Origin of the sequence: Rivularia sp. PCC 7116 (genome assembly GCF_000316665.1) — a bacterium.
GTDB lineage: Bacteria > Cyanobacteriota > Cyanobacteriia > Cyanobacteriales > Nostocaceae > Rivularia.
Genome location: NC_019678.1, coordinates 7,013,436 through 7,029,825, shown reverse-complemented (window position 1 = coordinate 7,029,825; position 16,390 = coordinate 7,013,436). Strand labels below are relative to the sequence as shown.

General features: G+C 38.4%; 12 protein-coding genes. 9 read left to right on the top strand and 3 right to left on the bottom strand.

All coding sequences use genetic code 11. The features are described from left to right. Window positions 1-305: 305 nt before the first annotated feature. Complete coding sequence (locus RIV7116_RS27045; protein WP_015121513.1) at window positions 306-2,036, bottom strand: serine/threonine-protein kinase; 1,731 nt, start codon at window positions 2,034-2,036, stop codon at window positions 306-308. 367 nt (window positions 2,037-2,403) lie between these two features. Beyond that, entirely contained in the window at window positions 2,404-4,002 is a 1,599-nt protein-coding gene (locus RIV7116_RS27040) for a peptide ligase PGM1-related protein (RefSeq protein WP_015121512.1), read from the bottom strand. A 231-nt stretch (window positions 4,003-4,233) separates the two neighbouring features. On the opposite strand from RIV7116_RS27040, the gene RIV7116_RS27035 reads away from it, so the two are divergent. Then, entirely contained in the window at window positions 4,234-4,491 is a 258-nt protein-coding gene (locus tag RIV7116_RS27035) for a hypothetical protein (RefSeq protein WP_015121511.1), read from the top strand. A gap of 344 nt (window positions 4,492-4,835) precedes the next feature. Here the strand turns inward: RIV7116_RS27035 and mgtE are convergent, their stop codons facing one another. Further along, entirely contained in the window at window positions 4,836-6,227 is a 1,392-nt protein-coding gene (gene mgtE / locus RIV7116_RS27030) for a magnesium transporter (RefSeq protein WP_015121510.1), read from the bottom strand. Window positions 6,228-7,130: 903 nt separating this feature from the next. On the opposite strand from mgtE, the gene RIV7116_RS27025 reads away from it, so the two are divergent. The 8 genes from RIV7116_RS27025 (at window position 7,131) to RIV7116_RS26990 (ending at window position 15,460) form a co-directional block, all read left to right on the top strand. Beyond that, complete coding sequence (locus RIV7116_RS27025) at window positions 7,131-7,712, top strand: 2Fe-2S iron-sulfur cluster-binding protein (RefSeq protein ID WP_015121509.1); 582 nt, start codon at window positions 7,131-7,133, stop codon at window positions 7,710-7,712. Window positions 7,713-7,868: 156 nt separating this feature from the next. Further along, on the top strand, window positions 7,869-8,852 hold the full coding sequence (locus RIV7116_RS27020) for a xanthine dehydrogenase family protein subunit M (RefSeq protein WP_015121508.1): 984 nt from the start codon (window positions 7,869-7,871) through the stop codon (window positions 8,850-8,852). Window positions 8,853-8,962: 110 nt separating this feature from the next. After that, window positions 8,963-11,104 (top strand): xanthine dehydrogenase family protein molybdopterin-binding subunit, encoded by a 2,142-nt coding sequence (locus tag RIV7116_RS27015; protein WP_015121507.1) that lies wholly within the window; start codon window positions 8,963-8,965, stop codon window positions 11,102-11,104. A 197-nt stretch (window positions 11,105-11,301) separates the two neighbouring features. Continuing rightward, window positions 11,302-12,411, top strand: a complete 1,110-nt coding sequence (locus RIV7116_RS27010; protein ID WP_015121506.1) for an XdhC family protein — start codon at window positions 11,302-11,304, stop codon at window positions 12,409-12,411. A gap of 86 nt (window positions 12,412-12,497) precedes the next feature. Beyond that, on the top strand, window positions 12,498-13,091 hold the full coding sequence (locus tag RIV7116_RS27005; RefSeq protein WP_015121505.1) for an NTP transferase domain-containing protein: 594 nt from the start codon (window positions 12,498-12,500) through the stop codon (window positions 13,089-13,091). A gap of 444 nt (window positions 13,092-13,535) precedes the next feature. Continuing rightward, window positions 13,536-14,618, top strand: a complete 1,083-nt coding sequence (locus RIV7116_RS27000) for a DUF3616 domain-containing protein (protein WP_015121504.1) — start codon at window positions 13,536-13,538, stop codon at window positions 14,616-14,618. A gap of 83 nt (window positions 14,619-14,701) precedes the next feature. Then, entirely contained in the window at window positions 14,702-15,013 is a 312-nt protein-coding gene (locus tag RIV7116_RS26995; protein ID WP_015121503.1) for a carbon dioxide-concentrating mechanism protein CcmK, read from the top strand. Between the two features lie 96 nt (window positions 15,014-15,109). Next, window positions 15,110-15,460 carry a carbon dioxide-concentrating mechanism protein CcmK gene (locus tag RIV7116_RS26990; RefSeq protein ID WP_015121502.1) on the top strand — a complete coding sequence of 117 codons (351 nt, stop codon included), beginning with the start codon at window positions 15,110-15,112 and terminating at the stop codon, window positions 15,458-15,460. The last annotated feature ends 930 nt before the right edge of the window (window positions 15,461-16,390 follow it).

Genomic DNA, 16,390 nt, shown 5'->3' with positions numbered 1-16,390 from the left:
TTTTGGACTACTCAATCCCACATACAGATCTTAAAATAGGGACATCAAGAGATATACCGAAAGTTCTATAGTCAACGAATTATCGAATCCCTCTAGCCCAGTTTATATGGTGGCGGAGGGATTCACTATTTTTGGGCATTGGTAATTGGTAATTGGTAATTGGGGATTGGGCATTGGGCATTGGGCATGGGGGATTGGGCATTGGGCATGGGGCATTGAGATTTTTCTAGGGAGCGAGACGCTCCCACTACATTGAGAATTGATAATTCCTAACTGCTCACTGTTGACTGTTCACTGTTGACTGATTATCTCCAGCCCAAAATTTTCAATGCAGGAACGATTAGGTAGGTACTGACTCCCAACCAAAAACTCGTAAAGCTACCTAACATACAAAAGAAGGCTAATTTTATCCACAATTGCGATATATCGAAGGGAGTTGCTGCATTTAATATAGTTGGCGATAAACCTAAGTTTATTAACCCTGCAAAAATAATCGCCGTACCAAATGCAGTCATGATTGCATGGATAATGTGATGAGAGCGAAGCCCCAAGCCGAAGGTGAGTAAGGAGATGGAAAATAGTATTAGCCCTACCCAGCCTTCTCCTTGTTGCGGTGGTATTAGCTGTAAGATAAACCAACCCCCGCTATATCCAATTATTCCCATTACGGAGGCTATCAAAAATCTTCTTCTTTGATTGAAACCTCCTGCTAAAGTTATTGCCCAAGCTGTTGTCAGCCCAGATACTGCGAATAATACTATCTCCGAACCTAATACGGGTTGAGGAGTTGATGTGAAAGCTATCAGTATATTACTTACTACTTCTCCAACTTTATCGCCTAAAGCCGTGGCAAATGCGAGGAAAAAACCTGCAACTGTACCTATACAAGCGCCAATACAGGCTAAGATTATTGTCCACAAAGTTTCAAAGCTACCGCGAATTATTCCTGTAATTATATTAAAAGCGAATAGTGTAGTATTGCTTACACCTTGAGTTGTTCCTGAAATAAATTGTTGGATAAATTCTTTTGTTCCCTTAAAAAACCCTTTGCGCGGATGTGCTGGTAAATATGATGTTGATTTGATTATCTGTGATAAACGTTTTTGAATAATTAGCGCATTTTCCGGACGCGATCGCACTTCTTCTTGTGCCATGTCGTCGAGTAAGTCTACCAAAAGAGGATTGACATCACTGCCATATTCTGAAAATTTTAATGCTGCCCGCCAGCGTAATGTTCCTGTACGGATATCTTCTAATTCTTGAGGATTTTTTCCCGTTAGCAATTCAATCATTGTTCTGGCAAGAGCGTAAAAATCGGCTGTGGGACCAACATTGCGCCCGGTAACTTGTTCTGGTGGGCTGTATCCAGTAGAAAATAATCGCGTAGAACTAGATTGGCGATGAGAACTTGCAACGCTAAAGTGTTTGGCACCACCAAAATCAATTACTACCAACTGAGAGTTTTTTAAGTTGGAAGCAGGATTACGCAGCATCAAGTTGGAAGGTTTGATATCGCGGTGAATAATCATGTGTTCGTGGAGATGTCGCAGGATATCTACCGCTTGCTTGAGCCAATCCAATACCAATTCTTCAGAACAACCTTGCGGATATAAATAACGAACTTCTTCCAAAGTTTGACCGTTGATTTTTTCCATTATCAGACAAGGTAAATCTAGCTCTTGAACTGAATTTGAGAGATTATGGAAAAAATACCCACCAGCTTCAACTTTAGGAACACCCCCATGCTTTAAACGCTGTAAAACTTCTGCTTCTTGGGCAAATAATTCCAGTGCTTTTGGAGAAGTTTCCACCAACACTTTCAAAACTTTTTCTGTTTGTGTATTGACATCCCAAACCGTATAAATGCGAGCAAAACCCCCAGCACCCAAACGTTCGAGAGGAATAAATCTATCTTGAAGTTGCAACTGCGAACCGCAAGCAAGACAAAATTTATTTCCCCAAGGTTGGGGATAAGGGCGGGAACAATTTGGATTTACGCAGTGAATCGCATTTAAATTGGGTTGGGAATTGGGCATGGGGCATGGGGCATTGGGGATTGGGCGCAGGGCATGGATTTCTCGATTTTAGATGAGGATTTGGGATTTAGGAGTTAAGAATTAGGAGTCAAAAGTTAAAGAAAGTTGAGTCACACCAAGAAATTTTGATCTGTATTTTTGCGGTTTAGTAGCGAAGCACTCTTTTATATCTTTCACTTATAGCTAGTTTCCACAGAAAGCTTTTTGATTTTCTATTTTCAAGAAAATGTGACAACAGGGGAGAGAGGGGAGAGGGGGTAGGGGGAGAAGAGGGGGAGAGAATTTACTTTCAATTACCAATTACCAATTACCAATTACCAATCCCCCATGCCCAATGCCCAATGCCCAATTCCCAACTTCCAATTCATCAACTAAACCCTTCCCAAGAAATGGGGAAAGTTTGTTTTGATAGCGATGAGAAATCATCATCGCTGTTGGGGGTTTCTTCATCAAGAACTTTTACTACTTTGTTATAGATTTCTTCTGCTTGTTGGGGGGAATCACCGATGCTGGTTAATCCTAATTTACCAAATTCTGAAAGACAACCCATTAAATGAAATACGGTTCCAGTTTCTGTTCCGGTGTCGAAATGCAATCTGTGTTGAGCAATAATATCCATCAAATCGTTGGGTAAAAGTCCCCGATAGCGGTCTTTTTGCAAGTTATCGGTAGCAATGTAGTATTTTGGTCGTCCTTGTTGAGAATAAAATAAACCTGTAGAAGGTTCGTAACGACCGTTGGTAAGTAATTTTAAAGTCATAAAGGGGTGAGTAGTTCCACCTTTTCGTAAATTGATTTCGATTGCTTGAATATCCCATCTTCCGTCTTGCTTGACGACGATAAAATCTACACCATACCTTTCCAAAGCCCCTTTTTCCGCTAATTTAAGACCAATTTGTAAACCTAATTGCTGTAACTGCAATCTATAATCTTCATCAGCAGGGAATTTACATCCGAGAAAAATTTGACCGTCGGGGCCACCTAGAATTTGGTCGTGAGTAGAAAGAATTTCGACTTCTCCAGTCGGTGTAATCCTTCCCTGAACGCTGGGCGAAAGCTTAATATTACCTTCCACAAAAGCTTCTACAATCGCTCCTAATTCGGGTATTCTTCCGGAAAATGTAGACCAAGTTTCTTGTTTTGCTTGAAAACTCATATTATTGAAACTTTCAGTAATTTTCGTTACCCTCTCTTGGTGAGATGCTTTCGAGGGAGCAAATTCAAGCATCGGTCTTAAATCTAACAGCGCATTTCCTTCTCCAGAAATGCCTTCATTTAGTTTTATTACCATCCTTTTTAAAGATGGCTCACGTTCCCATAATTTTGCCCCAGCTTCCGCTAAATCTGAGATATTCCACATAAGTTCGCTACCATCTGGATGAGGAACTTCAGATTCGGCAAAAATTTGTCTAGAACCGCTTTTTGTCCCCCAAATTTGCAAATCTGGAGCCGCAGCATACAATGGAACTCCCAGTTTTAAAGACAATTGTCCTTCAAAACCAGTGGAGTTATAACATATCATAAAAGACTTATCTATTCTTAAAGCATGTCGAATATGCTGTAATAACCGGGGACGCTCTAAAATCTTTTGACTCAAAGGTTTGAGGGAAGAATCATAAGTAGAAAGCAATAACAAACGATTGCGAGCGTGGGAAAAAGGGATTCCCGGTAACATCTGTAAATAATAATCGATAATACTAGGATGTAAAGGAACCGATGTCACATAAATTAACCGATTGCGTGGGTTCCACAAGCGAATTAAAGCAAACAACAAACGTTCTTCATAATGTTCGTAACCTTCAACTTTTTTAAGTTCGCGTTGATCGAGACTAAGAGAAGGAATTACTAAAATATCAACATCACTTGTATCGCTTTCATCACCTTCTACACACTTCCATCTATCCCGTAAGTCTGATTGAAGATAACGAAATTTCTCCAGTTGTTCTAAATCAGATATATGAAGCATCTTATCAATTGCTAGTTATTTATCATTATTAATTATCAGTGATTAACTACAGTTCGCCTAATCAAACAAGCAAATGAATGCAAAATATCTTGACATTCTTACTATCAGTTACTAATTCAGCAAAATTTCTTCCTAATAGCCTAAAAGCTGTTCAACCATTTGAGAGATGAGCATAGGGACAACTACTGTTAATATTGCAATATTATTGTTAACCCGATTACAAATATAAATATGGCATCTCCTACACCACTAAAAGGTACAGATTTAGTAGACTGCGCGAAAGCAAACGCGAAGCAGGGAATAGAAACTGCTGCTCTTCAGTGTGGCTATGGTGATGATTTAAATAAATTTAGACAAGAATTAAGCGATGCTTGTAGTGAAATGAATTTGCAAGTTTCCGAATTGAACGAATTAATTACCACTCCTGATGCAAGGTTGAATATTAATACTGGGGAAGTTGTTGCCCCCGATACTCCAGCAGATTTGTAAATCAGTTATCAGTTATCAAATTGTAGGGTGTGTTACGGCATAAGCATCTGCAAACATAAATTTGAAATTTTATGTTGCCGTAACGCATCATTTTAACTTAGCAACGAACACATTGTAGGGTGTGTTAGATGCACTCTGGATCTATCTGTTAATACGAAAAATTTTAAAACATCATCTAACGCACCATAGCGTTGACACATAAAACATGAATGGCTGCAATTGTCACAAAATCCTGTTGGTGCGTAACAATTTTAAGCTTATTATTTCTTATTAGAGCCAAAGAACAAGTTAAATAGCGAATAATAAATTAAAAATTTGATTTTGTGTTTAATAACAATTTTTAATCATAAATTGAGAATCAGCCGCGCTAAACCAAAGTAAATTAATACACCTGCAACATCTACCGCTGTTGTAATAAATGGTGCAGACATTAATGCCGGATCTAGTTTCATAAAGCGGAATAGAAACGGTAGCGAGGAACCCGAAACTGAAGCCAAAATCGATATAGCAACCAAACTACTACCAACTGCGATCGCAACTTGTAAGTTACCTTGTAGTAAAAATGCCCATAAAGTGGCGATCGCTCCTAATGTTACTCCTAAGATTGCACCAGCGAGGGCTTCCCTAGCAATTACCTGAATCGTCCCTAAACTACGGATTTCATCGGTATTCATGCCTCTAATCACCACCGTAGATGATTGAGCGCCGACGTTACCCCCCGTACCGGTAAGTAAGGGAATGAAAGCAGCTAAGGTTACTACTTTTCGTAAAATATCTTCTTCAGATTTAATAATCGTTCCCGTAACGGTATTAGTTACGAGCAAAACTAATAACCAGACTACCCGCTTGCGAGCGACAGTAAATAAGTCAGTTTGAAAATAGTTATCACCGTTAGATTGTACGCCACCACCCAGAGCGTAAATATCTTCTGTAGTTTCTTCTTGAATAATATCTATAACGTCATCTACGGTAATTATACCGACTAAACGTTTTTCTTTATCTACTACAGGTACGGCTAGAAAATCATACTTTTGAATAACTCTGGCAACTTCTTCTTGATCTGTATCTGTATGAACGTAGATTAAATCGTGATTAATTATCTCATCAATTGTTTGATCTGTTCTAGCCGTTACTAATTGTCGTAGCGAAACAATTCCGGTGAAATGCCTAGCATTATCCGTAACGTAAAGATAATAAATCATCTCGCTAGCATTAGCTTGACGGCGAATTCTTTCCAAAGCTTGCGCTACGGTAAAATTTTCCTTGAGCAAAATGAACTCAGGAGTCATGAGTCTTCCGGCGGTACCGGATTCATAACCCAAGAGTTGAGCAGTAGCTTGTCTTTGAGTTGGACTAAGTTGTTCTAAGAGACGATTAACAACTTTTGCCGGTAATTCATCAAATAATCTCGCTCTATCGTCAGGTGACATTTTATCAACAATATCAAGCACTTCCTGAGAGCGAAATTCCTCTATCAATTTTTCTTGAACGCTACGATCGAGATACTCATAAACCTCAATTGCTTCATTTTTAGAAAGCAAGCGAAACACTAAAGCGTGCATCGTTTCCGGTAAACCTTCAATCACCTCCGCCGTATCCGCAGGTTGTACCGGTACGAGAATTGCTTTTGCACCCCGCAAGTCTCCTTGTTCGAGCAGCATTTGCAATTGAGTTCGTACTAAATCCCGCAATTCCCGGCGAGTTGATTCCTGAATGACAGAAGCTACATTGTTCATTTCAGTCACTTCGGGTATCTCCGATTCGGTGATTCGATAATGGTTTACCAATCATAGTTTATGGGAATTTGGTAGCCAAAAACGTTCAACCGGTTAATTTTCACTCCCTTGATGGATATTTATCGGTTATTCGACAAGATTTTTTTCATTCTTAAGTCATAGTTTTTGCTTTGCGAGTAGCCCATATGTTTACGTATTTAGCAGCTTTCGCCACTAGCCATTAGACTCGTAAATAATGGCAATTGGTTAGAAAACACTACATGCTCATAATAAAGCTAACAAGCAGATTTGCAAAAACAACAAAAAACAAGAACTAAATTGATGAACTAATTCGACGAATAATATTATTAGATTATTTTTGTTGTTGATGTACTATTTTGTCCAACTTGATTGAGCATTGATTAGATTTATTTTGATAAAAAATATTCTGATAAAGCTATAGATTCATAGCTCATCTTTAGAGAAATGCGGTCGAAACAAATGACCTGTCTTTCGTTGCTATTAAATTATTTACTTCACAGGCATTTATTTGAAATTTTGGTTGAGAAATTTAGAAATCACTTGATTATATAGTTCAGTTTTCTCCACGTCATCAACCGAGCATATTTTTCAATATCCTGACCTTTAAATATATAAGCAAGTAATTGCGGCGATCGCCATATTTATATTGCGATTTAGATTTAGATTGATATAGATAATAGATATGGGTTTTACTACTGTCAAATAATATTGTGACAATATCGGTCTTATCAATAATGCTAGCTGTTTACTATCGGTAAAATGAATATTAGTAGTTGTTAGTTATTTAAAGTTTTATGTATTTTGCTTAACTTATCTCTTTAGATAGTGCTACTCCCCAAAGTCTGGACTTAATATTTTTCGAGAGGGACACGTATTATCAAAATGACTACAACAAAGCCAAATCCGCTATCAACTAATGCACAAAGCAAAAGTGTTGATACCGTTCCGGTGAAATTAAAGATTAATGGTACAGAACATACTTTAAACATTGAACCCCGCGTTACTCTTCTTGATGCGCTGCGAGAACGTTTAAATTTAACTGGTAGTAAAAAAGGCTGCAATCACGGACAGTGTGGTGCTTGCACAGTATTAATTAATGGAGAAAGAATAAATTCTTGTCTGGCTTTAGCAATTATGCATGAAGGGGATGAGATTACAACTATCGAAGGGCTTGCTGATGGTGATGAACTTCATGCAATGCAGACTGCATTTGTAAATAACGATGGTTTTCAATGCGGTTACTGTACCTCGGGACAAATTTGTTCTGCGGTGGCATTACTTTCAGAAATAGAAGCAGGGCAAGCAAGTACGGTAACTGATTTAGAAGAAATAGCCAACCCAACCGCATCAATTGAATTAACCGACACCGAAATTCGCGAACGCATGAGCGGAAACCTGTGTCGTTGCGGCGCTTATCCCCATATTGTGGCTGCTGTTAGAGAAGCTTATCAGGTCAAAGGTTAGGAGTAATGAGTAATGAGTAATGAGTAATGAGTAATGAGTTGGGAATAGAAATTTTCTACCCCCTCTACCCCCTCTACCCTTTCTACCCCCTCTCATCATTACCAATTCCCAATGCTCAATTACCAATTGATAACTATTCACTGCTCACTGAAAAACATGAAACCATTTAATTATCAAAAAGCTAATTCTTCCAATGCTGCGGTACAAGAATTAAGCAGTAATAACCAAGCCAAGTTTATCGGTGGTGGTACGAATTTACTCGATTTAATGAAATCCGGTGTGGAAGTACCGGATAGTTTAATTGATATTACTAAATTACCGCTGGCTGATATCACAGAATTACCCAATGGTGGGGTGCGTATTGGTGCGTTAGCTCGTAATACTGCGACTGCAAATCATCCTTTGATTCGGGAAAGATATTCTTTGTTGTCACAAGCTTTTCTTTCTGGAGCTACCCAACAATTACGCAATATGGCGACAGTTGGCGGAAATTTGATGCAAAGAACCCGCTGCTATTATTTCTACGATACCGCAACACCATGTAATAAAAGAGAACCGGGTTCTGGATGTCCAGCGGTAGAGGGTTTCAACAGAATTCACGCTATTTTAGGTGCAACCGATGCGTGTATTGCAACTCATCCCTCAGATATGTGTGTCGCATTAGCAGCTTTGGATGCTGTAGTTAGAGTAGTTAATGCATCCGGTGAAGAAAGAGAAATACCGGCGACAGAATTTCATCGCTTACCGGGAGATACGCCAAATATTGACACTAATTTACAAGAAAACGAATTAATTACTGCTGTCGATTTACCTCCATCTAATTCTGGGGCAAAGTCTTATTACTTAAAAGTTAGAGATAGAGCATCCTATGCATTTGCTTTAGTTTCCGTTGCTGCCGCACTCGAAATTGAAAATAATTCCATTAAAACAGCACGTTTGGCAATGGGTGGGGTTGCTCATAAACCTTGGAGAGCAACAAATGCTGAGGAAATTTTAATTGGTGCTTCCCCAACAGAAGAAGTATTTCGACAAGCAGCAGAAACTGCATTACAGGGAGCGCAAGGTTATCAGCATAATAATTTCAAAATCGAACTAGCGAAAAGAGCAATAGTAAGGGCACTAACGACTTTAGCAGAATAAACCCTCCGCGAACCTTTGCGCTTACTTTGCGTGCCTTTGCGTTAAAATACAATATTTTTTTGAAATGCAGAATAGCGCTGAGAAGAATTAATCCAAAATCTAAAATTGTTATGGTTAACACAATCGGAAAACCTTTAAATCGCGTTGATGGTAGTCTTAAAGTTACAGGTGGGGCACATTATTCGGCTGAATTTCCTCAAGAAAATCTAGCTTATGCTGTTGGTATTCCCAGCACTATTGCAAGAGGAAAAATTCAAAGTATCGATACCAGCGCTGCGGAAAGTTTACCTGGCGTTATCGGCATCATTACTCATGAAAATGCACCAAAATTTGAACCCTTAAAATCCTTTATGAAAGGTGGTACGGCAGCAGAAGAATATTCACCTTTACAAGATAATGCTGTTTATTACAGCGGCGAACATATTGGAATAGTAATAGCAGATTCTTTAGAACAAGCAACTTATGCTGCTTCCTTGGTGCAAGTTACCTATGATGAAGAAACTCCAATAGTGGAGATGCAAAAGCACCGGAATGAAGAATTTGAGCCGCAGACAGTTTTTGGTAAAGAACCAACTTTTATCCGGGGTAATCCTCAAGATGCTTTTGAAAAAGCGGATATCAAAGTAGACGAAGTTTACACAACACCCACCGAAAACCATAATCCCATAGAACCTTCGGCAACAATTGCTGTATGGGAAAACGATAAATTAACGGTTTACACCTCTACGCAAAATAATTACGGTACAAAAAAAGCTTTAGCAACTAGTTTACAAATCCCCGAAGAAAACGTGCGGGTAATTTGTCAGTTTATCGGTGGTGCATTCGGCTGTAAAGGTGCTTTTTGGTCGCATATGTTATTACCAGCGATCGCCTCTCGTCATGTCAATCGTCCGGTAAAGTTAGTGTTGACTCGCCAAGATATGTTTAACGTAGTCGGACATCGCGCCGAAACCGAACAAAACGTTAAGTTAGGGGCAGCTAAGGATGGTAAGTTAACGGCAATTGTCCACGATGGTGTTTCTCATACTTCGATGTACGATGATTTTGTCGAACCGTTCACCATTGCTAGTCATATGCTGTATGCTTGTGAAAATTTACAGGCTTCCCAGCGTTTGATACGTTTGAATCGAGTTACACCAACCTTTATGCGTGCCCCTGGGGAAGCTTCGGGAACTTTCGGCATTGAATCGGCAATGGATGAACTTGCTTATGCTTTGAAAATTGACCCCGTAGAATTAAGATTACGCAATCATGCAGATACCGATCCTGCTAAGAATATACCTTGGTCTAGTAAGTCACTGAAAGAATGTTACCAAGTCGGTGCTGAAAAATTTGGCTGGTCGAAACGCAATCCCGAAATTGGTTCGATGCGCGACGGGCGTTATTTAATCGGTATGGGCATGGCAACTGCGACTTACCCTGTAATGGTTTTCCCCGCTAGTGCTAAAGCTAAAATGCTCTCAGACGGTAGCGTTGTGGTACAAAGCAGCACACACGAAATGGGTGGTGGTACTGCTACCGTGATGGCACAACTGATTGCCGAAACCTTAGGTTTACCCTTTGACAAAGTATGCTTTGAATATGGTGACACCAGATTACCACAAGCACCCGTCAGTGGTGGTTCTGCCACCGTGGGCAGTGTCGGTTCTGCGGTACATGGTGTTGCAAAAGCTTTACAGGCAAAAGTTTTAGAACTTGCCGGTAAAGACAAAAACGAGTCTTTGACAATTGAAGACTACTCACAAATACTCAAGCAAAATAATCTCGAACAAATCGAAGCCGACTACAGTTTTCAGCCAGAGCAAGAACAAAATTATTCCAAACATTCTTTCGGCGCTCAATTTGTAGAAGTAAGAATAGATCCAGATTTTGGTGAAGTGCGTATCAACCGTTGTACGGGAGCCTTCGCTTGCGGCAAGATACTTAATCATAAAACAGCGCGATCGCAATTTATGGGCGGTATCATCATGGGTATCGGTATGGCATTGATGGAAGAAAGCGTAGTCGATCCAAATTTCGGTCGGGTAATGAATGCAAACTTAGGTGAATACCACGTTCCCGTAAATGCCGATATTCCCGATATTGACATAGAAATGGTCGAAGAAGTTGATAATCATGTCAATCCTATTGGTACAAAAGGTATCGGTGAAATTGGAATTACGGGGGCTGCTGCTGCGGTAGCAAATGCTGTTTATCATGCTACAGGTAAGCGGATTCGCAGTTTACCAATTACCCCAGATAAGGTGATGTAATTAATCAAATAGCCCCCCTTTTTAAGGGGGGTTGGGGGGATCTAAATGGGTCGAATATTAAAAAAAATTTAATAAAAAACCGCAGAGACGCAGCGTTAGCGGAGCGTGTCCGCCAGGACATAAAGTGTGGTCTTGGGGGTTTCCCCCATGAACAACTTTTCAAGAGAGAGAGCGCAGAGGAAAGAAATAGAGAGATAATGAAAGAATTAAAAAATATAATTTCAGCAATTGATGATTTAGAAAAAATTGGTGAAACAGCAATAGCAACTCTAGTAAAAGTCAGCGGTTCAACTTATAGAAGCCCTGGCGCAAGAATGTTAATTAATAATAATGGTAATACTATTGGTGCAATTAGCGGTGGTTGTTTGGAAAGCGATGTTTTTGAAAAATCTCAAGCTGTAATTGAATCAAAAAATCCCCGCGTAATTAAGTACGATACGACCTCAGAAGAAGATATGATTTGGGGTTTGGGGCTTGGCTGTCAAGGAATTGCCTATGTTTTAATTGAACCTTTACGAGAAAATCAATTACAGGAAATCGCTTTTATTAAGAAATGTTTGTTAAGTAGAAGCTATGGGGCGATCGCCAGGGTAATAACAGTAGGAGGTGAAACTGAAACCCAAGTAGGGCAGCGTTTGTTATTGGGTGAAGATACTATTATTAATAATTTGACAGATGACAATTTATTAACGGAAGTTTTAAGCGATACAAAAGCAGCATTGCAAAATAATAGTTCTATTTTAAAAGAATATAGTTTAAAAGCTGGTAGGATAGAAGTTTTTATCGAAGTTATTCAACCACCCTTATCTTTAATCGTATTTGGTGCTGGTTACGATGTTCTACCATTAGTAAACTTTGGCAAGCAGCTTGGTTGGGATGTAACAGTAGTAGATAATCGTCAGCGGGAAGCTAGTAAAAAGCGATTTGAACAAGCCGATAAAATACAGCTTTGTGGCCCCGAAGAGATTTTAGATAATATCGAAATTACCGAGCGTACCGTCGCCGTAGTTATGAGTCATAATTATTTAGATGATTTAGAAATGCTCAAACTACTTGTACCTTCCGATTTAAATTATTTAGGAATACTTGGGCCTAAAAAAAGAACAAATCGGATATTAAAAGAATTACAAGCAGAAGGAATTATGCAAAATGCTAATATTCACAGTCCCGTTGGATTAGATATTGGTGCAGATAACGCTGAAGAAATAGCGCTTTCGATAGTTTCCGAAATTAAATCAGTAATATCTCAACGTAATGCTGGTTTTTTGAGAAATAGAAATGCTCCAATTCATGCGAATAAAGAATAACCTCACCCTATCCTAACGGACATCCCTCTCCTTATTAAGGAGAGGGAAAACAGTTGAGTTACAGTACTAGAGTTAATTAATAATTGATGAAAAATGTTGGTTTAATAATATTAGCTGCGGGAAAAGCCAGCCGCATGGGAAAACCAAAACAACTGCTAACTTACCAAGGAAATAATTTGATATCTCATGCTGTAAAAATTGGTTTAAATTCTATTTGCAAACCAGTTTTAGTAGTTTTAGGAGCTTATGCAGAAAAGATTAAACCAGAAATAGATAAATTCCCCGTACAAATATTAGAAAATCCGGTTTGGGAAACGGGAATGGCTTCTTCAATTAGTGCCGGTATTAAAGCTATAAAACAAAGCAATCATAACTTAGATGCAGTAATTATTGGACTTACAGACCAACCTTTAATTTCTGAAGCTGTATTTAATCAATTAATTCAGAAATATCAAGAAACGGAGAATAAAATTATTGCTTCTGCTTACGATGATGTTGTTGGTGTTCCGGCTTTATTTCATCAAAATCTCTTTGTAGAATTAATGCAGCTTGAAGGTGATAAAGGTGCTAAAGCTTTGATGCGGAAATATCAAGATGAAGTGTTAGCTATTGAGATACCGGAAGCAGCGATTGATATTGATACGCCGGATGATTATGAGAAGTTATTAATAGGTTCGTAGTAGCGCTTCAGCGCCTCTTAATTTAAATCAAAGATAATATCCAAATTAGTAAAACTACGAATGATACAGCGATTCTTTCAAGGAAGTAAGTTGGGTTAATCCGGATGCGCTGTTAGCGGAGCGTGCCGCTTGCTTTTAGCTCTACTACGAGCCATTTTTATCGCATTACGAAAAACTACGAATGACGCAGCACGAATTCGTCTGTTACCAAATAAATTATTAGTTATTAGTAGCGTTTTAGCGCTCTTTAAAAAGAGTGTACGAATATCGCAAACTTACAGATGAACAAAAAGCAGCTATCGTAGAAGAAAGATAAAAAAAACGCTTTCCTCCACATTCACCTCCTCATCCTATTTTGGAAAAAAGTGGGATGATTTATAGTAGGATGAAGTAATTCGGAATTAACAGGCGAAGACAGCACTACTACGAACCATTAAAAGCTTTATGTCTCAATTAGAATATTTTTTATTAACTCGCGTTTTACTTCAGTTCGATCGTAGAAGTGATGATATTGTCAGCGATATTTCATCTGCTACTTTTAGCGATGATGGTAGCTTATGGGTTGGCTCTGATGAAATGGTTGGGGTTGAGCGTCTTTCTCCTATCGGCTGCCATAGTTATGGGAAGCATCAACGCTTTTTGTTAAAGGATTATATCGATTTATTTGATGATGATGAAATTGATATTGAAGGTATGGATTTTAAGAATGGTTATCTTTGGTTAACTGGTTCTCATAGTACTAAACGCAAGAAACCTAAAGGGAAAGATTTAGAAACAGATTTAGAAAGGCTTGCTACTGTTACTACCGATCTAAATCGGTTTATTTTAGCGAGAATTCCTGTTGTTAATGGTGAATTAATTAAATCTTGCGTTCTTGCTGAAGGTGAAAGCAAAACGGCAGCTTGTTTGCAGAAAATTGATCGGCGTAATTTGTTATTTGAGGTTTTGAAATCAGACGCGCATTTGAAACGATTTATTACTAGTGGAATCCCTTCTAAAGATAACGGTTTGGATATCGAAGGTTTAGCTATAGCAAATAATAATCGCATTTTTCTTGGTTTACGCGGCCCTGTTTTACGAGGATGGGCTATCATCCTTGAAATACAGTTAACGGAATCTGAACCTGGTGTTCTTACTTTGGAAGAGATAACCGATGAAGGTGCAAAATACAAGAAGCATTTTCTCGATTTAAATGGTTTGGGAATACGAGAATTATGTTTGCAAGGGGAAGATTTAATTATCTTAGCAGGGCCGACGATGGCTGTAGAAGGAGAAATGCAGGTTTTTCGTTGGAAAGATATTTTCAATCATTCGGGTAATAATATTCACCTGCAAGATGATAATTTGTTTCCTTTATTTGACTTACCTTTTACCATTGGTTCGGATCATGCTGAAGGTTTAGCGCTGTATTCTTGTTGGGGAGAACAAAATAGCTTGATGATATTTTATGATTCTCCAGATAGTAGCCGCTTGCGAGAAGACAAAAGAATACTCGTTGATGTTTTTCAAATTAAGTCTCAGAAATAAAACAACACATATCTGGTGAATAAAATACTACGCATCGCCGTATAATTATTTTTACTTATAGCTTGAGTCAGGAGAGTAAAGCCATGCCAATGGCAGTAGGGGTAATTGAAACACTAAGTTTTCCTGCAATACTTATAGCCTCGGATACTATGGTTAAGGCTGCCGAAGTTTCAATAGTATTTTACGATAAGTCGGAAAGCGGACGCTTTTTTGTGGCTGTTAGGGGGAGGGTTGCTGAAGTCACCCGTGCTGTGGAAGCGGGGATTGAAGTTGTTGAAAAAGAATCTCATGGCGGGCAAGTAATGGAGTATTACATCGTCCCCAATCCTCCAGAGAATGTGGAAAGCGTTTTACCAATCCACTTTACTTCAAAATCAGAACCTTTCCGTCTGTAGTACGCAATTGTTCGATTTCTGAGAAGATAAAGAAAATATCTGTAGCTGTTCTAAGTCATAGCAGCTCATACGTTTATTAATACAGGAGATTTATAAATGCCACTACAGGCAGTTGGTGCTTTAGAAACTAAAGGTTTTCCTGCCGTATTAGCAGCGGCGGATGCAATGGTAAAAGCGGGTAGAGTTACCCTTGTCGGCTATATAAGAGTTGGTAGTGCCCGATTTACAGTTAATATTCGCGGTGATGTTTCGGAAGTTAAAACTGCTATGGCAGCCGGTGTTGAAGCCGCCGAAAGCTGTTATGGCGGTACTCTTGAATCTTGGGTAATTATTCCTCGTCCCCATGAAAACGTTGAAGCTGTCTTACCGATTGCTTATTCAGAAGCAGTTGAAGAATATCGACTTGCTGTGGAAAATCCAGTTATAGGCAGGTCGAATGGTCGTTAAACTGTTAATGAAATAATGAGTTCTCATTCCCTAAGTGCGGACTGTTTGCTATAGTTGCATCTTCTATCTGAACTACGCTAAGCCTTTTTGTCGGTTTCATTACGTTAAAAAAGTACCCGTAGGGGTACTTCTACATTTTCAGTATTTTTTTCATAATTCATTTAAGGGTTTTAGATAAACCTTGTTTAAATAATTGCATTGTCTAAACTCATGCATCTATATCAGTTTGTCATGAGTTATATATAATGCGTATTTGTTGCTCGGTATTTTGCAATTGTGCCAAATATTTTTTTGTAATAGGAGTATCTTGCTCTGCGATGGCAAGAAGGCTATTAATTACCTTTGTCAACCATCTATTTTTAATGTTTAATGACTATCTAATTAACTTCTTTAACTATTTGGTTAATTTTTCATGACATTAGTCATAGGGATAAACATAGAATATAAAGCTGTAGATTATACTAAGCAAGCGAACTCTATAGTAACCGTGATTATATCTGATTAAACCTTATTAAATAATTAATCATGTAAAAATAAATACTAATATATACATAGGCTTTTATAGTGAAACTAATATGCATAATACAACGTCTCGGTGAAAGTGAATTCTATTTATTACGTTAAAAATAGTCTTATATTGTAAGACTTAAGAATAGATAAGCTGGTTATTTGTAAATCTACCTTAGGACAGATATGAATTGTTTATCTGAAAAATGAAAGATTTTTCTTAAAAAAAATTTACATTGTCTGAAACTAAGGAAGATAGCTTAAAAACACAATTGGATTGCACGTTATATTAATTGGTTTTTAAGTTGATGGGAAAAAAACTGCATAACTTTGACTTATTCAGACGTATTAAAAATAGAATCCATAAAATGTTTTTTTGGATATTTTGGTCTGATGTGGCGACAAATAGTTAGATACACCAAT